Raw genomic sequence first — 22356 nt, 5'->3', positions numbered from 1 at the left:
GCGCGATTGCTCTTCCCAGTGCACGTGTCATGGGAAGGATCGGCGGCTGAGGGGCACGAGGTCGCCCGTCCGTACGCTCGGGAGCATGACCACCACCGTCCTCGTCGCCGGCGCCACCGGTGACCTCGGGAACCGCATCGTCCACGCCCTGCTCGACCACGACGTCCACGTCCGGGCGCTCACCCGGGGTGCCGGCAGCGCCGCCCTGGACGAGCGGGTCGAGGTGGTCACCGCCGCGTACGACGACCCGGAGGCGCTCCGACGGGCACTGGACGGCGTCGAGGTCGTCGTCTCGGCGGTCAGCGGCACCCGCTCGGTCATCGTCGACGCGCAGCGGGCGCTCCTCGCGGCCGCGGTCGAGGCCGGCGTGCAGCGCTTCGTCCCCTCGGACTACGCCGCCGACTACCGCTCCGTCACGCCGGGCACGAACCGGAACTTCGAGCTCCGCCGGGAGTTCGCCGCCGACCTCGACGCGGCCCCGATCCGTGCGACCTCGGTGCTGAACGGCGCGTTCACGGACATGCTCACCGGGCAGGCGCCGATGATCCTGTTCGACCGGCAGCGCGTGCTGTTCTGGTCGTCGGCCGACCAGGTGCTCGACTTCACGACGAAGGACGACGTCGCCCGGGTGACGGCGCTCGTCGCGCTCGACCCCGCTGCTCCGCGGGTCGTCGAGGTCGCGGGGGACCGCGTCACGGCCCGGAGCGTCGCGGACATGATGTCCCGGCTGACCGGGAAGCCCTTCCGGCTGCAGTGGGCGGGGACCGCGGGGACGCTCTCGGCGATGGCCAGGGTCGGGCGGCGTCTGTCGAAGGAGACCGACGAACCGTTCCCGGCGTGGCAGGGGATGCAGTACTTCGTGAGCATGTTCAGCGGGGAGGCGGAGCTCCACCACGTGGACAACGACCGGTACGGCGCGCACCGGTGGACCACGGTCGAGGACGTCCTCGCCGCCCACGTCGCCTGACCGGGAGGCGCCGCCGGTTGCTCGAGGCGCCCCCGGAGTCCCGAGACGCCCCCGAATCCGGCGGCGTCTCGGCGGGGGAGCGGCGTCTCGGGAGCCGAGCGGCGCCACGGCCCGCCCGCCCGGACCGGCGCCCGGCCCCCGCGACCGGCCTCGGTGCCGTCCGCGTCGGCCGTCGGCGGTACCGTCGTCGCATGGACAGGTCCGAGATCCTCGCAGCCGCCGCGGCCGCACACGCCGCCCGCATCGCCGCCGCCGGCGGTGACGACACCGCCGCACGCGACCGAGCGGACGCCGCGGCCTCCGCCCCGCAGGACCACAGCCGCGTCGACGAGTCGGACCGCGCAGCCGAACGCACCGAGGGTGCGCTGTCCGACTGGCGCCGGATGGGCACCCGCCGCGGGGTCTCCCCGGACGAGCAGGTCCGAGCGGCCTGGTCGGTCGCCGGCGTCCCGGACCGCGGAGCCGGCCGTGCACTGGCGAACGTGCTCCTCTCCACCGCGGGGCACGCCGGTCGCGTGGCGGACGCCGCCCGTCGCAACCAGGCACTGAGCGGCGCCGCCCGCACGGCCGCGCGCCGCACCGTCCGCCGGTACACGGACCACGGCGCCGAGATGTCGTCCCTCGGGGACGTCCTGGGTGAGCAGCAACCACGCGAGTGACCGCTGACCGGGACTTTCGTTGGACCGATCCATTCCGCCTGACATGAGAATGTGTGGTTGACAGGACAAAGTCAGCGGCTACGATCGGACCAGCCACGACGCACGATCTCTGACGAAGGAGTCACCCGATGGTCGACATCAAACCGACAGCACCGAGCACGAAGCTCCCTCCGCTCGGACACGGCCCGTACCGCCGCCGTCTCGGCGTGCTCGCCCTGGTCGCCACGTTCGGTGGGCTGCTCTTCGGGTACGACACCGGCGTGATCAACGGCGCCCTGCTCCCGATGAAGCAGGAACTCGGCCTGACGAACCTCACCGAGGGCATCGTCACCAGCTCCCTGCTGTTCGGCGCCGCCATCGGTGCGATGCTCGGCGGTCGCATCGCGGACGGCTGGGGCCGACGCAAGACGATCATCGCGCTCGCCGTGATCTTCTTCGTGGGCACCCTGACGTGTGTCTTCGCCCCGGCGTTCGGCGTCATCGTCGTCGGGCGCGTGCTCCTCGGCCTCGCAGTGGGTGGCGCCTCGACCGTCGTACCGGTGTTCCTCGCCGAACTCGCGCCGTACGAGATCCGCGGTTCGCTGTCCGGCCGGAACGAGCTCATGATCGTCATCGGGCAGCTCGCCGCCTTCGTCGTCAACGTCGTGATCGCCGGGCTGTGGGGCGAGGGACACGGCGTGTGGCGCGTGATGCTCGCCGTGTGCGCCCTGCCCGCGATCGCCCTGTTCGTCGGCATGCTCCGGGTCCCGGACTCGCCGCGCTGGCTCGCGTCGAAGGGCCGGAACGACGAGGCCCTCGCGGTCCTGCAGCAGGTGCGGTCGTCAGAGCGGGCCAGCGCCGAGCTCGAGGACATCACGCGCACGAACGAACTCGAAGCGAAGATCGAGCGTCAGAGCGGCTGGCGCACCATGATCGGCAACAAGTGGCTCATCCGCATCGTGCTCATCGGCGCCGGCCTGGGCGTCGCGCAGCAGCTCACCGGCATCAACTCGATCATGTACTACGGCCAGACGGTGCTCATCGAGTCCGGGTTCCAGGCATCGGCGGCGCTCATCGCCAACATCGCGCCCGGCGTCATCGCCGTGATCGGTGGCGTGATCGCGATCTACAACATGGAGAAGATCAACCGCCGGACCACGCTGATCATCGGGTTCTCGCTGACGACGGTGTGCCACTTCCTGATCGGCATCGCATCGGTGGCGCTGCCCGAGGGCAACCCGGCACGCCCGTGGGTGATCCTGTTCCTGGTCGTCGCGTTCGTCGGCTCGATGCAGACCTTCCTCAACATCGCCGTGTGGGTCGTGCTGTCTGAGATCTTCCCGACCCAGATCCGCGCGCTCGGCATGGGCATCTCGGTGTTCTGCCTCTGGATCGCGAACGCGCTCCTCGGGCTGTTCTTCCCGACGATCGTCGCCGCGACGGGCATCACCGGCACCTTCTTCGGCTTCGCGGTCGTCGGCGTGCTGGCCCTGCTGTTCATCTGGAAGTTCGTCCCGGAGAGCCGGGGCCGCACCCTCGAGGACGTCGAAGAAGGCGTCACCACCGGCAACATCTTCACGGTCCCCGAGAAGAAGGCGCGTCGCTGACGCCCTGGACACACGACGGGAGGCCCGGTGCCAGCTGGCACTGGGCCTCCCGTTGCGTCGTCGACGTCCGGACCGTCCCTCCGCATCGCCCGTCGCGTGGCACGATCGTCGGGTGAGCCCCGAGACGACCGCACCGCGCCGACGGCGCACGGCCGACCGGCTCCGCGCCGCGGTCGGCGTCGGGGTACTGGTCGTGCTGCCCCTGGTGATCGCCGGCGGGTTCGTCCTCGACCGCACGACCTCGGCGGCGCTCGGCCAGGAGGTGCGCGTCGACGTCCAGGACGAGCACGCGCGGATCGCGATCCGCATGGACTCCTTCCGTGAGATCACGCACCGTCGGGCCGCGTCGCTCGGCATCGCCCTCGACGAGTCAACGCGTGCGTACATCGCCCGTGGCACCGCACGGCTCGTGCGGGGTTCGCTCGACGACCGGCCGGTCCTCGCGGCGCCCCACTGGCGGATGGAGGAGCGTCGGTGGGGCGGCAAGGGCGGCACGGGACCGGCCTCCTGGTTGCCTGCGCCGCCGGATGCCCTGCCCGTCGGGGACCCTGCGTTCGACCGGGTGTGCCCCGTTTCGGCGGCCGGCGGATCGGACGCCCGCGCGATGCGTCGCGGCGCCACGGTCCAGGTCTGCGAGATCGTGTTCGTCGGGACGACCATCCAGCCCGGTGCCCTGCAGTGGGACGGTGACGCCGGAGACGGGATCCTGCACCGCACCACCCGCTGGCGACTCCCGCTGCACCCGGCGCCCCTGACCTGACGTGCCCGGCGGCGCGGGCCGGCCGCGGTGGTGGACGGGACCACAGCATGACGGGAGGCCCGGTGCCAGCTGGCACCGGGCCTCCCGTCCGTCTGCTGGTCGCGTCAGGGACGCAACAGGACCTTGCCGACCCGGCCGGCGGTGTCGGACGCGCGGACCGCGTCCTGGACGTCCTCGAACGCGAAGGTCTCGGCGACGGGGAGCGTCAGCGAGCCGTCGAGCACCCGCGTGATGAGCTCGCCGAACAGCTGCTGCTTCGTCTCGGACGGCATGGTCTTGGAGACCACGCTGCCCCAGAAGCCCTTCACGGTCAGCTGACCGAAGATGACCTTGCCCGAGGGGATCTCGAGCGTCGGCGACGCCATCGCGCCGAAGACGACGAGCGTGGCGTTCTCGTCCAGGACGGACGCGATGTCACCGGCGGCCTTCCCGCCGACGGACTCGACGCCGGCGACGATGGGCGCGCCACCGGTGATCGCGGTGACCTGGTCCTTCCAGTCCTCGGCGTCGGTGGCGACGATGCGCTCGATGCCCTGGCCACGGAGCTCCTCGACACCGGCGGCGCGACGCACCAGGCCGATGACGTTGATCCCGCGCGCCGCGCCGAGCTGCGCGACCATCCGGCCGACGGCGCCGTTCGCGGCGTTCTGGATGAGCCAGTCGCCCTCGTGCAGGTCGAGCGAGTGCAGCAGGCTGATCGCGCTGAACGGCATCGAGACGAGCTGCGACGCGGCCTCGTCGGTCATCGCGTCCGGCACGGGGACGAGCCCGGCGGCGTTCGCCGTGTAGTACTCGGCCCAGACGCCGAACGCACCGCCGGCAACGCGCTGGCCGACCTGCAGGTTCGTGACGCCCTCGCCGAGGGCCTCGACGACGCCGAGCGCCTCGGTGCCTGACGCCGCGGGGAGCTCCGGCTTGAAGCCGTAGGTGCCGCGGACCGTCCAGAGGTCGTGGTTGTGGATGGGGGAGAGGACCGTGCGGACCAGGACCTCGCCGGGGCCGGGCGTGGGGACCGGACGCTCCTCGACGTGCAGGACCTCGGCCGGCTCGGCGAAGGTGTCGTGGACGACGGCGCGCATGGTGGTGTTCGTCGCCGGCATCAGTCGTCCGCCACCGTGATCGTGACGTCGATGTTGCCGCGCGTCGCGTTCGAGTACGGGCACACCTGGTGTGCGGCGTCCGCGAGCGCCTGGGCCTCGTCGTGCTCGATGCCGGGCAGGACGACCTCGAGCAGCACGGCGAGCTGGTAGCCGCCCTGGCCGTTCGGGCCGATCTGGACGCGGCCGCCGACGGAGGACTCGTCGATCTTGACCTTCTTGGCGCGCGCGACGCCCTGCAGTGCGGAGTGGAAGCACGCGGCGTAGCCGGCGGCGAAGAGCTGCTCGGGGTTGGTGCCGTTGCCGGAACCGCCCATCTCCTTCGGGATCGCGAGGTCGAGCTCGAACGATCCGGTGCTGGTGGCGACGCGGCCGTCGCGGCCGGCGCCCGTGGAGAGTGCCTCTGCGGTGTAGAGGACGTCCATGTGGTGTTCCTTCCTTCGTGGGGTCAGTGGTGTGCGGCGGCCGGCTCGGTGGGTACCGGCCGTGCGGCGGCCGGGTCGGTGGGCACCGGCCGGGCGGCGGCGTGCATCGTCTCGGTGAGGCGCTGCAGCGTGTGGATGAGGTCGGCGGCGGCCTGCTCGTCGGGGAGCCCGGTGCCGCTGGCGATGCGCGCGGGGATGTCGGCGAGCTCGGCGCGCAGGGAACGCCCGCGCTCGCCGATCGTCACGGTGACGACCCGCTCGTCGGCGCTGCGGCGCTCACGGCGGACCAGGTCGGACTGCTCCATGCGACGGAGCAGCGGCGACAGGGTGCCGGAGTCGAGCTGCAGGTGCTCGCCGAGGCCGGAGACCGTCTGGTCACCTTCGACCCAGAGGGTGACGAGGACGAGGTACTGCGGGTAGGTCAGGCCCCACGGCTCGAGCATCGTGCGGTACGCCTGGGTGGTGGCCCGGGTCGCCGCGTAGAGCGAGAAGCACACCATCTCGTCGGTCACCGGCATGGACCAAGCATTGCACGCAACTCAGTTGTGCACAACTGAGTGTGGTGGCGGCGTCGAGGTGCGGGATGGGGGCGGGGCGCGACGTGCGGGGTGGATGCGTGCGACACCCCGCTGCCGATCGCGCGGCGCATTCGGCTGGTGCCTGTCGCTTCTGTCGCGCGGTACTTGGTGCGTGCGCATCGAGCGACATCGCGCTGCCGATTGCGCGGCGCATTCGGCCGGCGGGCGTCGCTTCGTCGCGCGGCATGCGGCACGCGGGTGCGCGCGTCGGCAGCCCCGCGCGGCGGCGGGTGCCTCAGTGCGCGCGGGCGATCGTCTCCTGGACGAGCGAGGCGCACGCGACGGGTTCGTCCTCGACCAGCATGTGGCCGGTGTCCGGGACGACCACGAGCCGGGAGTCCGGCACAGCGTCGGCGATCGCCCGGGTGTGCTCGGGGCGGATCACGTCGCGCTCACCCACGGCGACGAGCACCGGCACGGCGATCCGGGCGACGTCGTCCACCGTCATCCGGGGTTCGGTCAGCCAGAGCTCGATCGTCTTCGCCGCCACGGTCCGGAAGTACGCCCGGTCGTGCGGCGCGATCGTCGCCCAGTCGTCCCCGATCGCGCCGTCGAGGTCCTCCACGGTCACGGTGCCCTCGACGTACCCGGACGGGTCGAGGTTGCCGGAGAACGCCGTGACCGACGCCACGAGGGACGGGTGCCGGACGGCGAGCAGGAGTGCCGTGTTCGCGCCGTCGCTGTGCCCGACGACGTGCACGGGTGCGCCGATGCGGTCGGTGACGAGCGCGGCGGCCTCGGACACCATCGCGTCGAAGCCGAGCGGGTCGTCGGTGTCCGGCGTGCGCCCGTGGCCCCGCCGGTCGTAGGTCCAGAGCTCGAGCGTGTCGGGGAGCGCTGCGGCGATGCCGTCGAACACCCGGCCGTCGGACACCCCGCCGTGCAGGAGCACGACGCGCGGCGCGTCCGGCACCGAGGCGGCCCGTCGGCGGAGGAACACCGGGACGCCGTCGACGTCGTGGACGCCGGACTCGAAGTCGCGCATCCGGCAAGCCTAGGTGCCGGGGCGCGTGCCGCCCGCGCATCCGGCAAGCCTTGGCGCCGGGGCGCGTGCCACCCGCGCATCCGGCAAGCCTCGGTGCCGGGGCGCGTGCCGCCCGCGCAGTTGGTACCGTTCTGGAATGACCGCCGACGTTCCCGTGGCCGTCGCTCCCCGCCGGTTCGCCGCGCTCCGCGACCGGCACTCCCGCCCGTACCTGTTCAGCGCGGGGCTGTCGATGATGGGCGACAACATCGAGCACGTCATCACCTACTGGGTGCTCTGGCAGGAGTTCCACTCGCCGGCCCTCGTCGGCTTCGAGGTCATCAGCCACTGGCTGCCGTTCCTGCTCCTGTCCGTGTGGTTCGGCGGCCTCGCCGAGAAGTACGACTGCCGGCGACTCATCCAGATCGCCCAGGGCCTGTTCATGCTCGTGTCGGTCTGCTGGGGCGTGCTGTTCCTCACCGGCACGCTGCAGGTCTGGGAGGCGTGCGTGCTGCTCGTCCTGCACGGCTGCGCGGGGGCACTGTGGGCACCGGCCGAACAGCTGCTCCTGCACGACTACGCGGAGCCGGCGGACCTGCCCGGCGCCGTGCGGATGAACGCCACGTTCCGGAGCCTCGGGATCCTGGCCGGTCCGGTCGTCGGGTCGGCGCTCCTGCTCGGGCTCGGGCCGACCTGGGGCATCTTCGCCAACGTGCTGTTCTACCTGCCGATGACGCTGCTGATGCTCCGGACGCCGTACACCGGGCACACCCGCAGCGGCTCCGTGCTCCGCGCCCGTCTGACGATCGTCGACGGCTTCCGGACGCTCCGCGACGTCGCGGGTGACCGGGTGCTCGTCGCGATGATCGTCCTCGCCGGGCTCGTGGCGCTCTGCGTCGGCGGGTCGTTGCAGGTGTCGATCCCCTCGTTCGCCGACGCCCTCGGTGCGGGCAGCGCCGGGCTCGGGTACGGGGTGCTCCTCTTCGCGAACGGTGCTGGCGGGGTCCTCGGCGGGTTTCTCCTCGAGGCCACCGGTGTCCTCAAGCCGAGCACCCGCGTGGTCGTCGTGACGACGATGCTGTTCGGGGCGACCACCGCGGCCGTCGCCCTCACCGGGAGCTTCGCCGTCGCCGTGATCGTGCTGTTCGTCGGCGGGGTCGCGAACATGGCGAGCACCTCGATCGGCCAGGCCGTCGTCCGGCTCCGGGCGCCCGTCGAGCAGCGCGGCCGGGTCGTCGGGGTCTACAACATGTTCGGCAGCGGCCTCCGGACGGGCAACGGCGTGACCCTCGCGCTGCTCGGCGCGGCCCTCGGCGTCGGGACCGCCGTGTGGATCGGCGGCGCCGCGCTCGTCCTCGGTGCCCTGGTCGTCGCGATCGTGATCGCCACCGCCGACCGGCGACGGAAGCGAGTCGGCTGACCGGCGACGGAAGCGACTCGGCCGACCCGCGACGGCAGTGGCCCGGGCGACCGGCGCGGGAATCGTCACGGCTGAGCGGGTCCGCAGCGAGCCGGTTAGGCTGGCCACACCAACGATGACCAGCAACCACCCAGCCACGGCACGATCAGCGACCAACCGAGTCGGTACGTCGTCGTCCCACGGCAAGACGATCCTGATCGGCGAGCACGCCGTGGTGTACGGCGCACCCGCGCTCGTGCTGCCGGTCAACGACGTCCGCGTCACCGCGACGGTCACCCCGATCGCTGCCTCCGGGGACGGCCACCGCCTCGAGTCCACCGTGCACACCGGCCCGCTCGACCTGGCACCGGCGGCCGTGATGCCGACCGTGACCGCCGTCACCGCGACGCTCCGGCACCTCGGCTCGACCGACCAGCACTTCCACGTCCGCGTCGACAGCGACGTCCCGACCGCCAGGGGGATGGGGTCGAGCGCCGCGGTCGCCGCCGCGGTCACGGCAGCGGTCGCCGACGCGCTCGGCGTCACGCTCGACGTGGAGACCCACCACGAGCTCATCCAGGAGTGCGAGCGCGTCGCGCACGGCCGCCCGTCCGGGCTCGACGCCCGCGGGGTCGTCGCGGACGTCCCGGTGTGGTTCGAGGGCGGCCACGTCGAGCCCGTCGAGCTCGCCGGCGAGTTCGTCTTCGTCGTCGCCGACACCGGCGTCCCCGGGCACACCCGCGAGGCCGTCGCAGCCGTCCGCGACCACCACGACCGCGACCCCGAGCGCGTGGACGCCGTCGTCGCGCAGATCGGCGACCTCGCCCGACGTGCCCGGGGGACACTCGTCGACGGCGACGCCCAGGCACTCGGTGCCACGATGGACGCCGCGCACGAACTGCTCATCTCCCTCGACGTGTCGAGTGACGACCTCGACCGGCTCGTCGGCGCCGCACGAAGCGCGGACGCCCTGGGCGCGAAGCTCACCGGCGGCGGCCGGGGCGGTTGCGTCCTCGCACTCGCCGCCGACGGCGAGCACGCGGACCGCATCGCCGCCGCACTGCGCGGCGCCGGAGCGACCGCCACCTGGACCACTCGGATCGGAGACCGCGCTTGAGCACAGCCACCGCCGTCGCGCACCCCAACATCGCGCTCGTGAAGTACTGGGGCAAGGCGGACGCCGACCTCGCGCTGCCCGCGACGGGCAGCGTCTCGATGGGCCTCGACGTCTTCCCGACGACCACCACCGTCTCGCTCGTGGCCGGTTCCGGCGACGGCCAGGAGGCTCGGGACGCGTTCGTCCTGAACGGTCACGTCGTCGAGGACGGTGCGCTCACGCGCGTCGAGCGGTTCCTCGACATCGTCCGGCAGCTGGCCGGGTCCGACGCGCGTGCGCGCGTGGAGTCGACGAACACCGTGCCGACGGGCGCCGGGCTGGCCTCGAGCGCGTCGGGCTTCGCGGCGCTCGCCACGGCCGCGGCCGCGGCCTACGGCCTCGACCTGTCCGAGCGCGACCTCAGCAGGCTCGCCCGGCGCGGCTCCGGGTCGGCCACGCGGTCGATCCCCGGCGGGGTGTCGGTCTGGCACGCCGGCGACGACCAGGGCTCCTACGCCGAGACGATCCCGGCACCGCCGATGGCCATGGTCGTCGTGACGATCAACGACGGACCGAAAGCGATCGGCTCCCGCGAGGCCATGCGCCGCACCATCGCGACCTCGCCCTTCTACCCGGCCTGGGTGACCTCCACCACCGAGACGGTCGGCGACATGCTCACCGCCTGCGCCGCTGGGGACTTCACCCGCATCGGCGAGCTCACCGAGAGCAACGCGCTCCGGATGCACGCCACGATCGAGGGCGCATTCCCGCCGATCCGCTACCTGAACGCCCGGAGCGTCGCGGTCTTCGACGCCGTCGCCGAACTCCGTGCCGCCGGGCTCGAGGCGTACGCCACCGCGGACGCCGGCCCGAACGTCGTCGTCCTGACGAAGCCCGAGGACCGCAGCGCCGCGGCCACCGCGCTCGCACACCTCGGTGACGTCATCGAGTCCGGCACCGGACCAGCCGCCCGGGTCGTCCGCTCCGAAGGAACGGGGGAGCACCAGCACCCCGACCAGAAGGAGTCCGCCGAGTGATCGAGTTCCGTGCCCACGGCAAGCTGTTCGTCGCGGGGGAGTACGCCGTCGTCGAACCCGGGCAGCCGTCCGTGATCATCGCGCTCGACCGCGCGATCACGGCCCGTGTCGCCGAGGGCCACGGCGCCGGCAGCGTGCACTCCGAGGAGTACGGGCACCTGCCGCTGACGTGGACCCGCGCCGAGGACGGCCTGGCGCTCGACCGCGAGCACCACCCGTACGACTACGTGATGGCGACGATCGACCTGGTCGAGAAGCTCCGCGCCGAGCTCGGCATCGAGCCGCGCTTCCACGACCTCCGGATCTCCAGCCAGCTCGACGACGCCAGCGGGCGGAAGTTCGGGCTCGGCTCCTCCGCCGCCGTCACGGTCGCCACGGTCGGGGCGCTCGATCGGTTCTACGGACTCGGGCTCTCCCAGCGCCAGCGGTTCCAGGTGGCGCTCCTGGCGACGATCCGGGTGAACCCCCGTGCATCCGGCGGCGACCTGGCGGCGAGCACGTTCGGCGGCTGGTTGCGGTACAGCGCGCCGGACCGCGAGCACCTCGCAGCACAGCTCGACGACCGCACCGTCTCGGACGTCCTGCACGACGCGGCCGCGTGGGAGGGCTTCGACGTCCAGCGGCTGCCCGCGCCGGAGAACCTGCGCCTGCTCGTCGGCTGGACCGGTTCGCCGGCATCGACCACGAAGCTCGTCGGCGTCGTGCGTCGCCACCGCAACGGGGGCTACGCGGCGTTCCTCGACGAGAGCCGGGCGTGCGTCGACGACCTGACCAACGGCCTCCAGACCGGCGATGCCGAGCGCGCGCTCGGCGCCCTCCGTCGCGCCCGCGGGCTGCTGCAGCGCCTCGGCGACTCCGTGGGCTCCCGGATCGAGACCGACCGCCTGACCACCCTCTGCGACGTCGTCGAGTCGGCCGGCGGGGCGGCGAAGCCGTCCGGCGCCGGTGGCGGCGACTGCGGCATCGCGCTCGTCCCGGTCGAGCACGACACCGCCGGCATCCTCCGCGAGTGGGAGGCGCACGACATCCGGCACCTCACCATCGCCGTGCAACCCCCGGAAGGCCCCATCGAATGAGCACTGCGGAATGAACGACAAGACGATCACCCAGACACCGATCCCGACACGGTGGGTCGGTCCGGTCCGGGTCAGCGGCAACGCGGTCGAGGGCGAGCACGAGGTGCCCCTGGCCACGTACGAGTCGCCCCTCTGGCCGTCCGTCGGGCGCGGCGCACGCATCTCGCGCATGGTCGAGGGCGGCATCGTCGCGACCGTCGTCGACGAGCGGATGACCCGGTCGGTCGTCGTGCGCGCCACGAGCGCCGCCGCCGCGCACATCGCCGCCGGGCAGATCCTGGCGCGCCAGGCCGAGCTCGAGGCCGTCGTCGCCGGGCAGAGCCGGTTCGCCAAGCTCATCGAGGTACACCCGGAGATCGTCGGGGACCTGCTGTTCCTGCGCTTCGCGTTCACCACGGGCGACGCCTCCGGCCACAACATGGTCACCCAGGCGGCGGACACGCTCCTGCCGACGATCCTCGGCTGGCACCCCGACCTGTCCTACGTGTCGATCTCCGGCAACTTCTGCTCCGACAAGAAGGCCACCGCGGTGAACGGCATCCGCGGCCGCGGGCGGAACACGATCGCCGAGATCGTGCTGCCCGGGATGGTCGTCGAGCGGTTCCTCAAGTCCTCGACCCAGCGGATCGTCGACCTGAACACCGCGAAGAACCTGGTCGGGTCGACGATCGCCGGAGCGCTCCGCTCGGCGAACGCGCACTACGCGAACATGCTCCTCGGCTTCTACCTGGCGACCGGGCAGGACGCCGCGAACATCGTGGAGGGCTCCCAGGGCATCACGTTCGCCGAGGCCCGCGGTGACGACCTGTACTTCTCGTGCTCGCTGCCGCACCTCATCGTCGGCACGGTCGGCAACGGCAAGGGCAACGACCTGCCCGTGGTCGAGGACGCCCTGGTGCGCCTCGGCTGCCGCGAGGACCGCGAGCCCGGTGCGAACGCCCGTCGACTGGCAGCACTGTGCGCCGCGACGGTCCTCTGCGGTGAGCTCTCCCTGCTCGCCGCGCAGACGAACCCCGGCGAGCTGATGGCGGCACACGTCGCCATGGAGCGCGGCGGGAAGAAGGGCGCAGCATGACCGGCATCGGCATCCACGACATCGCGGTCGCGACGGGGCACCACGTGCTCGAGCTCGACGACCTCGCGGTGCAGCTCGGGGTGGACCCCGCGAAGTACCACGTCGGCATCGGCCAGGACGCGTTCAGCGTGCCCGCTCCCGACGAGGACATCGTCACGATGGGCGCGGCCGCCGCGAAGCAGGTCGTCGACCGCCACGGGGTCGAGGGCATCCGCACGGTGCTGTTCGCGACCGAGTCGGGCATCGACCAGTCCAAGGCCGCCGGCGTCTTCGTGCACGGGCTGCTCGGACTCCCGCAGAACGTCCGCACGGTCGAGCTGAAGCAGGCCTGCTACGGCGGGACCGCGGCGCTGCAGCTCGCGCTCGGTATCGTCGCTCGCGACCCCCGGGAGCGCGTGCTCGTCATCGCCGCCGACGTCGCCCGCTACGACGTGGACACCGCGGCCGAGCCCACGCAGGGTGCCGGCGCGGTCGCGATGCTGGTGAGCGCCGACCCCGACCTGATCGAGATCGAACCGGTCGCCGGGCTCTTCACCGCCGACGTGGACGACTTCTGGCGGCCGAACGACCGCTCCACCGCGCTCGTCGACGGGCGGCTGTCCGTCAGCGCGTACGTGGACGCCTTCCTCGGCGCGTGGGACGACCTGGCGTCGCGGGGCGGTCCCGCGTACGCGGACATCGACCGCTTCGTGCACCACCAGCCCTTCACGAAGATGGCCCTCAAGGCGCACCGGAAGCTCACCCAGCACGTGGGGGTCCCGTTCGACGAGACCGAGCTCGTGACCGGCTTCACGTACAACCGCCAGGTCGGGAACACCTACACGGCGTCGCTCTGGATCGCCCTCGCGGCGCTCCTCGACCTCGACGACGACCTGGCCGGGGCGCGCATCGGCATGTTCAGCTACGGCTCGGGCAGTGTCGGCGAGCTCGTCACCGGCGTCGTTCGGCAGTCCTACCGGGACCACCGTCGTGACGGTGCGGTCCGGGCCGACCTCGACGCGCGCGTGCCCCTCACCGTGGCGGAGTACCGGGCGCTGCACGCGGCCGGAGCGGCGACCAGCCAGGACACCGAGCGCCCACGCGTGACGGCGGCCCCGTTCCGCTTCGCGGGCGTGCTCGGCGGCGCACGGCACTACGAGCCGACCACCCCCGCGGCCTGACGCGCCCGGCGGGGGCGACCCGGGCCTCCCGTCCGGCGCCCGCGCCCCGCGCCCTCCGGAACGCCCCGCGCCCGCCGGAACGCCCCGTGCCCGCCGAGCCGCCGCGCGCCCGCCGTGGCGCCCCGCGCCCGCCGGAACGCCCCGCTGCGGCCGAGACGCCGCGGAATCCGGCGGCGTCTCGGCAACTCGGCGGTGTCTCGGTGGGTCGGCGGCGCCACACGGCCGACCCCGGGCGCGGCCCGCGTGCGACCGGACGGAGTAGACAGACGCATGGGACAGCTCATCTACGCGGGGGAGGCACTCGACCTCCACATCGATGACCGCGCCCTGACCCACCTGCAGGTCGTCATCGTGAACATGCTCCGCCGCGACCACCGCTTCCTGTTCTCGTGGAAGGACGACGCCACGCACGGGGACGGTCGCAGCAGCATCTGGCTGCACCCGCACGCCAGCCTGCACTTCAAGTTCGCCGGAGGCCGGATCCCCTCGATCAACCGGTCGTGGCTGGACCAGCTGTACGCGTCGGCCGCCTCCGGGTCCGGACTCGTGCTGACGCCGGAGCCGCCGGACACGAGCATCGGCGAGGACTCCCCGTGGTCGCGCGCGGTGGTGCCCGGGTCGGGGACCGGAACGGCTGCAGATGCATAGCACAGCGTAGTAACGCGGTCAACGGGTACCGGCAAGACGTGCAATTCCCGTACATTGTCCAGTGACCGCTCGACGCGTTTCCCACGTCGGCTCAGGGTGCCACGTGGGTTCGAGAGACCCGGATCAGGGGGCTCTCGAACACGCTGTGCGGTCACAGGTCGTCGTCCCGCCCGAGGATTCGGGTTCCACAAGGCGGGACGACGCCCGCACCGTGCGAGGTACGCCCGCACCGTGCGAGGTTCCGGACAGTGTGCGGCGCGCTGCCCCTCGCACGCTGTCCGGAACCTCGCACACTGCGGGAGCGCGAGCGCGCGCGAGCGCGGCGCGCGCGCGGCGCGCGAGCGCGCGCCGCGCTCAGTACACGTCGCGCACGTACCGCTTGGCGCGGCGCATGTCGGCCAGGTACTCCGCCGCGTCGTCGTCGCCCCTGCCGCGCTGCTCCGCGATGACCGCGAGCAGCGCCGACTCGACGTCCTTCGCCATCCGTGAGGCGTCGCCGCACACCGTGAAGGTCGCGCCGTCCTCGAGCCACCGGTAGAGCTCCGCCGACTGCTCGCGCATCCGCGTCTGCACGTACACCTTCTCGGCCTGGTCCCGCGAGAACGCCAGGTCCAGCCGGGTGAGCACCCCGGACTCCTGCAGCGAAGTGAGCTCGTCCTGGTACACGAAGTCGGTGTCGCGGTGCTGGTCGCCGAAGAACAGCCAGTTGCGCCCGGTCGCCCCGCGGGACGCACGTTCGTGCAGGAATCCACGGAACGGTGCGATGCCGGTGCCGGGTCCGACCATGACGAGCGGCGCGTCGTCGTCCGCGGGCACGCTGAACGCGGCGTTCGGCTGCAGGTAGATCCCGACCTCGTCGCCGACCTCGACCCGGTCCGCCAGGTGCGTCGACGCGACCCCGGAGTGCCGGCGGTTCACGTCGCCGTACCGCACGGACGCGATGGTCAGGTGGATCCGGTCCGGGTGCGCGAGCGGGCTCGATGAGATCGAGTACTGCCGCGCCTGCAGCGGCCGGAGGAACGGCAGCAGCTCGTCGAGGCCCGGCGCCGTCGGCCCGGCGTCGCGGAGCAGGTCGAGGACGTCCCGACCCCACAACCAGCGGTCCAGCTCGTGCTTGTCGCCGTGCGCCACGACCGCGGCGAGCTCGCTCGACGGGGTGCGCTGCACCAGGTCCGCGATGAGGTCCTTCGACGGCGTGCGGATCTCACGATCGGTGCGGAGCAGGTCCCGCACCGCCACGCCGTCGAACACCTCGTCTCCGGTGGCGCCGAGGTGTGCCAGTAGCTCGCCGACGAGCCCGTCGTCGTTCAGCGGCACGACGGCGAGCGCGTCGCCGGCCGCGTACGTGATGCCGCTGTCGCCGAGGTCGAACTCGTAGTGCCGGATCTCCTTCGCGCTGCGCGGGTCGGAGAGCAGGCGGTTCTCCACCAGACGCGCGCGGTACGGGTTGCGCTTGTTCCACTGGGAACCCGGCCTGGAGGCCCGGCTCGCGCCCGCCCCGTCGGCTGCGGTGGCCGTGTCGCCCGCTCCGCCACCCTGGCTCCCGCCCGGCTGTGCGCCGGGGTGGGCGCCGGTCTCCGCGGCGATGCGGTCGAGGACGGCCGCGGTCCAGAGCGCCGCGGGGTCCTCGAAGTCGACGTCGCAGTCCACGCGGTCGTGCACGCGGCTCGCGCCGAGCTGCTCGAGGCGGGTGTCGATGAGCTTGCCGGCCTGGCAGAACTCGTCGTAGCTGGTGTCGCCGAGGCCGAGGACGGCGTACTGCAGAGCCTCGAGCCGCGGCACGGTGCTGGCCTGGATCGCGTCCCAGAACAGGCCCGCGTTGTCGGGCATCTCGCCCTCGCCGTACGTCGAGGTGACGACGAGCACGTGCGACATCCCGGCGAGCTGCTCGGGGGAGACGTCGTCGAGCGCGGTGGTCCGGCCGCCGAGCCCGCGTGCCGTCGCACCGGCGACGAGCTGGTCGGCGAGGAACTCCGCGTTCCCCGTCTGGGTGCCGAAGAGCACGTCGATCGTCGTCGTCGGCGCGGGGGCCGCCGACTTCTTGCCGGCGGCGGCGATCCCCGCGATGAACCCGGCGAGCCAGGACTCCTGGGCGGCGGAGAACGGGGCGTCGACCGGGATCAGCGAGCCGGTCGGGGGCAGGAGGCTCACGCGGTCACCGCCTCGACCGGCGCCTGCGGGGCACGGCCGGCGATGTCCTCGAGCGCCGCGGTCGCGAGCAGCTCGTCGAAGCGTGCCGCGCGGACGCGGCCGTCGTTCTTGGCGTTCTGGTGCATGATCCAGCCGGTCGTTCCGGGTGCGTCCATGCTGCGGTTGTTCCGCTGCGTGAGCGCACGCTTGTAGTCGTCGAGGCGCTTGATCGCGATGAGCGTCGCGAGCTCGTCATCGCTGAAGCGGTCGAGCGTGCCGCGGAGGTACTTCACGACGCGCTGCTTCACGAAGAAGTCCTCGGTGAGCACGAGGTTCTTCACGGCCTCGGCCACGCGGGGGTCGTTCGGGCTCGTGGCGCCTGGGACCCGCTCGAGCGCGAGGTCCTGGGCGACGCCGAGCACCGTGTACGAGGACAGGAGCGAGAACATGTCGTCGCCCTGGTCGCCGAGCGCCGGGGCACGGCCGTCCAGCACCGTGCGGCGGTCGCGGTAGTCGACCTTGAACGCGCGGAGCTTGTCCGTCGCGGTCGAGGTGGCGAGCTCGTCGAGGAGCTCGTTCCGGGTCGCGGCGGCGAGGATCGCCTCGGCGTCCTGGGTGAGCAGGAGCGCGCGGGGCATGCCGACGAAGACGTGCGTGCGGGTCGTGTCCCAGTCCGCGAGCAGGCGGGCCGCGAGCTCGGAGCCGGTCGCCTCGAGGTGCCACTCGAGGAGCAGCCGTGCGGCGTCCTCGTGGAACGCGCCGCGCGCCGTGTCGGTGACCGGGAAGACGAGGAGCGAGTCGGTGCTCGCGCGCTCGGCGACCTGGCCGGACGGGTCGTACTGGTACAGGAAGCCGCCGGACATGCCGTTGCCGAGACCCTTGCCGAAGCCGCCGAGGTTGAACACCGCGCCGCCCGTCATGTACTCGCAACCGAAGTCGCCGACGCCCTCGACGACCGCGGTCGCCCCGGAGTTCCGGACGGCGAAGCGGTCGCCCGCCTCACCCTCGACGAACGTGCGGCCACCGGTCGCGCCGAACAGGGCGAAGTTGCCGATCAGGACGTTGCCACCGCGGACGCTGCTGCCACCGCCCGGTGCGCGGACCACGATCCGGCCACCGCTCTGGCTCTTGCCGACGCCGTCGTTCGCGGTACCGGTGTGCTCGAGCAGGACTCCGTCGTTGTTGAAGACGCCGTAGGACTGGCCGGCCGAACCGCTGGTGCGGATGGTCACGGCGCCGTCGACCAGGCGACGACGGCCGCGGTCGTCGGTCGTGACCGCGGGGACGTCGTCGAACGACGCGTCGCGGAGCTCGTGGTTGAGGATCCGCTCGACGTCGATGCCGAACTGGCCGCCGACGGACTTGTCCGCGTTGCCGAGGTGCACGCCGTCGATCGTGACGGTGTGCTCGTGGCGCGTCAGGAGCGCCGCACGGACCTGCTCGATGAGCGCGTCGTCGGTGCGGAAGTCCTTCTCCAGGTACTCCGGGTCGGTGACGACCTTCTCCGGCACCTGCGCCAGCAGGTTCCGCACGTCGAGACGCCCGACGCTCGCCGGGTGGTCGAGCAGCTGGAGCAGGTCGGTGCGTCCCCGTGCCTCGCGCAGGGAGCGCAGGCCCAGGCGCGCGAGGATCTGCCGCACGTCGTGCGCGATGTTCAGCAGGTACTGCGCGAGCGCGCGGGGGTCGCCCTCGAACGCCTCGGCGTTCGTGGTCAGGCCCGCCGGGCACTTCACGTTGCAGTTCTTCGCCATCACGCAGCCGAGCATCATCAGCGCGGTCGTGCCGAACTCGAACGAGTCGCCGCCGAGCAGCGCGCTCGTGACGACGTCGCTGCCGGTCTGGTGCGCGCCGGAGCAGCGGAGCGTGACCTTCTGCCGCAGGCCGTTCGCGACGAGGGCCTGGTGCACCTCGGCCACGCCGATCTCCGCGGAGCGGCCGGCGTACTTCAGGCTCGTGACGGCCGCGGCGCCGGTACCGCCGGTGTTCCCGGCGACGTTGATGACGTCCGCACCGGCCTTGGCGACACCCACGGCGATGGTGCCGATGCCCTCGGAGGACACCAGCTTCACGATCACCCGGACGCGGGCGGCCTTGCAGTCGTGGATGAGCTGCGCGAGGTCCTCGATGGAGTACGTGTCGTGGTGCGGCGGCGGCGAGATGAGCTCGACGCCGGGCGTGCCACCACGGGCAGCGGCGATGTCGACCGTGACCTTCGGCGCGGGCAGTTGACCGCCCTCGCCCGGCTTCGCGCCCTGGCCGATCTTGATCTCGAGCTCCTCGAGCATCGGGTCGGCGAGGTAGCCCGCCCAGATGCCGAACCGACCGGAGGCGAACTGCTTGATGCGCGAACCGCGGATGGTGCCGTAGCGGGAGTGGTGCTCGCCGCCCTCGCCGCTGTTCGACATGCCGCCGACCATGTTCGTGCCGTGCGCCACCGCCTCGTGTGCGGTGGCGACGAGCGCACCGTGGCTCATCGCGCCGGACGCCAGGGTGCGGGTGATCTCGTGCGCCGGCTGGACCTCGGTGAGCTCGACGCTCTCCGGGGCGCTCTCGAGCAGCGCGAGCATGTCCGCGGCGAAGCCGGTGGCGCGGAGCGTCACCTGGTCGGCGTCGACGGAGTCGACGTCCACCTGGCCGGGGAAGAGCAGGCCGAGCCCGTGTGCGAGGGCCTGGTGGCGCTCGGCACCCAGCGACCCCGTCGACGTGAGCTGCAGGCGGAACTGCTCCGGGCCTCCCGACCGGCTGTCGTCAGCAGACGGACGCGAGCCGAGCAGGCCGCGCACCGTGATGCTGCTGTTGCCGGTCAGTGAGAACCGGCCGAGCTCGCGGGCGAAGTCCTCCGCCGTGTCGATGCCCGTGACGTCCGCGGGCAGCGCGAGCACGTCGCGGAGCGCGCTGGGGCGGCGGGAGCGTTCCTCGTGCGTGGTCTGCAGGAACGTCCGGTAGCCGGGCGTGATGCGGAAGTCGTCGATCTCGGACGCACTGAGGCGGTCGTAGCCGGTGTTCCGGTACGCCGCGTCGGTGATGCCGAAGGCGTCGTCGAGCTGGCCGAGCGTCAGGAGCCGGAGCGCCTCGGAGTCGCCGGAGCGCTCGAAGGTCGGCCGCTCCTCGGTCATGCCGCCGAAGCCGCGGACGCTCGCGACGCCGAACGAGTGCCCGGCGCCGTCCGAGCGCTCCTTGAAGAGCCCGAGCAGCGGGACCTGGGCGTCGCCCTGCACGCTCCTCGCACGTTCGTGCCAGTCCGTCGCCGCCTGGGCGATGCGGGCGAAGCCCACGCCGCCGACCGGGGCGTCCATGTGCGGGAAGACCCTGGCGAACAGGTCGTCACGGGTGTCGAGGTAGTTCGGCTCGAAGAACTCGCCGCCGATGTAGCTCTCCGCGGTGCAGAGGCCGACGCGACCCATCGTCTTGGCGAGGGCCTTCTCCGCCGCCTTCCGGAACTTCGCGAGCGCCTTGTCGGTCTCGGTGTACTCGCCGGCCGGTGCGGCGGCCGCCGGGTACTTCTCCTCGGCGCGGAGCCGTGCGGAGAGGCTGTAGACGGCCGCGGCGCCGAAGCCGAGCGCCGTCGCGACGTGGTGCGAGGACGGGAGCTGGCCGCTCTCGGCGACCACGGAGACCCGCAGCCGCAGGCCGGTCTCGATGAGTCGCTGGTTCACGGCGGCCACGGCGAGGATCACCGGGAGGGCCGCGGCGGTCGACGACACGGCACGGTCCGAGAGCACGGCGATGCCGCCGGTCTCCTTCGCGAACCGCTCGACCGCGTCGCTCAGCGCGTCGACGGCGGCGCGCATCGCGTCCGCGTTCGCCTGCTCGTCGCCGAGCACCGGCACGTAGAGCATGTCGAAGCGCTCGAGCGGCACGATGTCCTGGTCGCGCAGGCGGACCATGTCGAGGTGCCCGAGGATCGGGGACTGCACGACGAGCTGCCGGGTCGGCGCGCCCGTGCCGTCGGGCTTGGCGCCGAGGGCGACGCGCATGCTCATGCCGTCGGCCTCGCGGATGGAGTCGAGCGGCGGGTTCGTGACCTGGGCGAAACGCTGCGAGAAGTACTTCGCCATGCCGCCCTCGGTGTCGCTGAGCGCGTTGATGGCGTTGCCGTAGCCCATCGCCGAGATCCGCTCCGAGCCGTTCTGGAGCATCGGGTCGAGCATGAACCGGAAGCTCTCCTGGTTCAGCGAGTACGCCACGTAGCGGCCCTGCAGCGACAGGTCGCCGTCGTAGCCGAGGGTCGACGTGGTGCGGTCGTACGCGGGCGCGGGGAGGTCGTCGAGGTTCACCCGGGCGGCCTCGAGCAGGGTGCCGTAGTCACGGCGGGCCGCGAGCATCTCCAGGACCTCGCCGGTGCGCATCAGCGTCCCGGTGCGGTGGTCGACGACGAGCATGCCGCCGGCCTCGATGCGGCCGCGGTGCGTGACCTCGGCGTCCGGGAACGTGACCTGGCCGGCCTCGGACGACACCATGAGGTACTCGTCGGTCTGCACCGAGCGCAGCGGGCGCAGGCCGAGTCGGTCCAGGCGCGCGCCGACGACGTCGCCGTCGCTGAAGATCACGGCGGCGGGGCCGTCGTTCTTCTCCTCGTACAGCGAGAAGTACTCGAGCATCGCGCGGACGTCGTCCGTCAGGGTGTGGTCGTTCTCCCACGCCGGAGGCATGAGCGACACCACGGCCTCGACGATCTCGAGCCCGTCGTCGAACACCCGGCTCTGCAGGGTCTGGTCGAGCCGGCTGGAGTCCGACTGCCCGGGAGGCCGCACGATGCTGCGCGTGCGGGCCCGCGCCAGCGCCTCGTCGGACAGCCGGTTCTTCCGGTCGGTGTTCAGCTCGCCGTTGTGCGCCATCAGGCGGAACGGCTGCGCCATCGTCGGGTGCGGCTCGGTGTTCGTCGAGAAGCGGGTGTGGAAGTAGAGCGTCCGGACCGAGTGGCGCGGGTCGCGGAGGTCCGTGAAGTAGCCGATGACCTCGCCGGAGTTCAGGCGGCCCTTGAGGATCTGCGTCCGGGCGCTGAGGGACAGCGGGTACAGGGCCGCGTGCTCGGCGTGCTGTTCGGCCGCCTGGCCGTAGGAGACCGACTCCACGGCGAGCAGGGCGCGGTTCGCGGCGGCGTCCACGTCCTGGCGGGTCCAGGCCTGCGGGGCACGGAAGACCCACTGCACGATGGGGAGCTGGTACTGCTCGGCCTCTGGGCGCGCGACGGTGTGGTCGACGGGGACGTCGCGGACGAGGAGGAGCTCGAAGCCCTCGTGCTCGACCGCTTCGGTCACCGTGCGCACGGCGTCCGCGCGCTCGGCGGGGTCGCTCGGGACGAAGCAGTTGGCGACGCCGAAGTGCCCGGCTTCCAGGTCGGTGCCGGTGATCGCGCTGAAGAACTCCACCGACAGGTCGATGCTCACACCGGCGCCGTCACCGACGCCCTCGGCCGACTTGCCGCCGCGGTGCGGGATCGCACAGAGCGCTTCGTCGCCCTTGCGGATGACGTCGTGGCTCGGCGTCCCGTCGAGACGGGTGATGAAGCCGACGCCGCAGTCGGAGGATTCGCGGGCAGGGTCGTAGAGACCGAAGGGGGAGGGGTTCACGAGCGGGTCCAGTGGAGCGTGTGCCGGCAGCGGACGACGGAGGCTGCAACGGTGGAGCGCTCGCCGCGGGCAGACCGATGGTGGCAGTCGGGCCCTGTGGGGTTGTGGTGCGGTGAGGCGATGCTA

General features: G+C 72.4%; 17 protein-coding genes. 11 read left to right on the top strand and 6 right to left on the bottom strand.

Annotated features, from left to right (window positions below; translation table 11 throughout):
• Positions 1-85 precede the first annotated feature (85 nt).
• The 4 genes from ACIPJY_RS14615 to ACIPJY_RS14600 all read left to right on the top strand — a co-directional run bounded on the left by ACIPJY_RS14615 (position 86) and on the right by ACIPJY_RS14600 (position 3972).
• Positions 86-967, top strand: a complete 882-nt coding sequence (locus tag ACIPJY_RS14615; protein WP_400461040.1) for an NmrA family NAD(P)-binding protein — start codon at positions 86-88, stop codon at positions 965-967.
• 191 nt (positions 968-1158) lie between these two features.
• Positions 1159-1626, top strand: a complete 468-nt coding sequence (locus tag ACIPJY_RS14610; RefSeq protein ID WP_400461042.1) for a hypothetical protein — start codon at positions 1159-1161, stop codon at positions 1624-1626.
• 128 nt (positions 1627-1754) lie between these two features.
• Entirely contained in the window at positions 1755-3212 is a 1458-nt protein-coding gene (locus ACIPJY_RS14605; RefSeq protein ID WP_400461044.1) for a sugar porter family MFS transporter, read from the top strand.
• A gap of 112 nt (positions 3213-3324) precedes the next feature.
• A complete protein-coding gene (locus ACIPJY_RS14600) occupies positions 3325-3972 on the top strand; it encodes a hypothetical protein (protein ID WP_400461046.1) in 648 nt (215 codons plus the stop codon).
• 104 nt (positions 3973-4076) lie between these two features.
• Here the strand turns inward: ACIPJY_RS14600 and ACIPJY_RS14595 are convergent, their stop codons facing one another.
• From ACIPJY_RS14595 to ACIPJY_RS14580, 4 genes are all read right to left on the bottom strand, one after another.
• Positions 4077-5051 (bottom strand): zinc-binding dehydrogenase, encoded by a 975-nt coding sequence (locus ACIPJY_RS14595; protein WP_400461048.1) that lies wholly within the window; start codon positions 5049-5051, stop codon positions 4077-4079.
• 20 nt (positions 5052-5071) lie between these two features.
• Positions 5072-5494 (bottom strand): organic hydroperoxide resistance protein, encoded by a 423-nt coding sequence (locus ACIPJY_RS14590; RefSeq protein ID WP_400461050.1) that lies wholly within the window; start codon positions 5492-5494, stop codon positions 5072-5074.
• A gap of 23 nt (positions 5495-5517) precedes the next feature.
• On the bottom strand, positions 5518-6012 hold the full coding sequence (locus ACIPJY_RS14585) for a MarR family winged helix-turn-helix transcriptional regulator (protein WP_400461051.1): 495 nt from the start codon (positions 6010-6012) through the stop codon (positions 5518-5520).
• 295 nt (positions 6013-6307) lie between these two features.
• A complete protein-coding gene (locus ACIPJY_RS14580) occupies positions 6308-7057 on the bottom strand; it encodes an alpha/beta fold hydrolase (protein WP_400461053.1) in 750 nt (249 codons plus the stop codon).
• Between the two features lie 136 nt (positions 7058-7193).
• On the opposite strand from ACIPJY_RS14580, the gene ACIPJY_RS14575 reads away from it, so the two are divergent.
• The 7 genes from ACIPJY_RS14575 (at position 7194) to ACIPJY_RS14545 (ending at position 14527) form a co-directional block, all read left to right on the top strand.
• Positions 7194-8456 (top strand): MFS transporter, encoded by a 1263-nt coding sequence (locus ACIPJY_RS14575; RefSeq protein WP_400461055.1) that lies wholly within the window; start codon positions 7194-7196, stop codon positions 8454-8456.
• 115 nt (positions 8457-8571) lie between these two features.
• Positions 8572-9552 (top strand): mevalonate kinase, encoded by a 981-nt coding sequence (mvk, locus tag ACIPJY_RS14570; protein WP_400461057.1) that lies wholly within the window; start codon positions 8572-8574, stop codon positions 9550-9552.
• Positions 9549-10568, top strand: coding sequence for a diphosphomevalonate decarboxylase (mvaD, locus tag ACIPJY_RS14565; RefSeq protein ID WP_400461058.1), 1020 nt, complete (start codon positions 9549-9551; stop codon positions 10566-10568). Before mvk ends, mvaD begins: the two co-directional genes overlap by 4 nt.
• A complete protein-coding gene (locus tag ACIPJY_RS14560) occupies positions 10565-11644 on the top strand; it encodes a phosphomevalonate kinase (RefSeq protein ID WP_400461060.1) in 1080 nt (359 codons plus the stop codon). Before mvaD ends, ACIPJY_RS14560 begins: the two co-directional genes overlap by 4 nt.
• Positions 11645-11654: 10 nt before the next feature.
• A complete protein-coding gene (locus tag ACIPJY_RS14555; protein WP_400461062.1) occupies positions 11655-12719 on the top strand; it encodes a hydroxymethylglutaryl-CoA reductase in 1065 nt (354 codons plus the stop codon).
• Positions 12716-13879, top strand: a complete 1164-nt coding sequence (locus ACIPJY_RS14550) for a hydroxymethylglutaryl-CoA synthase (protein ID WP_400461064.1) — start codon at positions 12716-12718, stop codon at positions 13877-13879. Before ACIPJY_RS14555 ends, ACIPJY_RS14550 begins: the two co-directional genes overlap by 4 nt.
• A 270-nt stretch (positions 13880-14149) precedes the next feature.
• Complete coding sequence (locus tag ACIPJY_RS14545; RefSeq protein ID WP_400461065.1) at positions 14150-14527, top strand: ATP-dependent DNA ligase; 378 nt, start codon at positions 14150-14152, stop codon at positions 14525-14527.
• Positions 14528-14881: 354 nt separating this feature from the next.
• Here ACIPJY_RS14545 and ACIPJY_RS14540 read toward each other — a convergent pair whose 3' ends face one another.
• Positions 14882-16678 carry a sulfite reductase subunit alpha gene (locus ACIPJY_RS14540; RefSeq protein WP_400461067.1) on the bottom strand — a complete coding sequence of 599 codons (1797 nt, stop codon included), beginning with the start codon at positions 16676-16678 and terminating at the stop codon, positions 14882-14884.
• Positions 16675-22230: a glutamate synthase-related protein gene (locus ACIPJY_RS14535; protein WP_400461069.1), complete on the bottom strand. Its 5556-nt coding sequence runs from the start codon at positions 22228-22230 to the stop codon at positions 16675-16677. Before ACIPJY_RS14535 ends, ACIPJY_RS14540 begins: the two co-directional genes overlap by 4 nt.
• Between the last annotated feature and the right edge of the window lie 126 nt (positions 22231-22356).

Source organism: Curtobacterium sp. NPDC090223 (assembly GCF_044746585.1).
Lineage (GTDB): Bacteria > Actinomycetota > Actinomycetes > Actinomycetales > Microbacteriaceae > Curtobacterium.
This window is presented reverse-complemented; position numbering and strand designations above follow the sequence as displayed.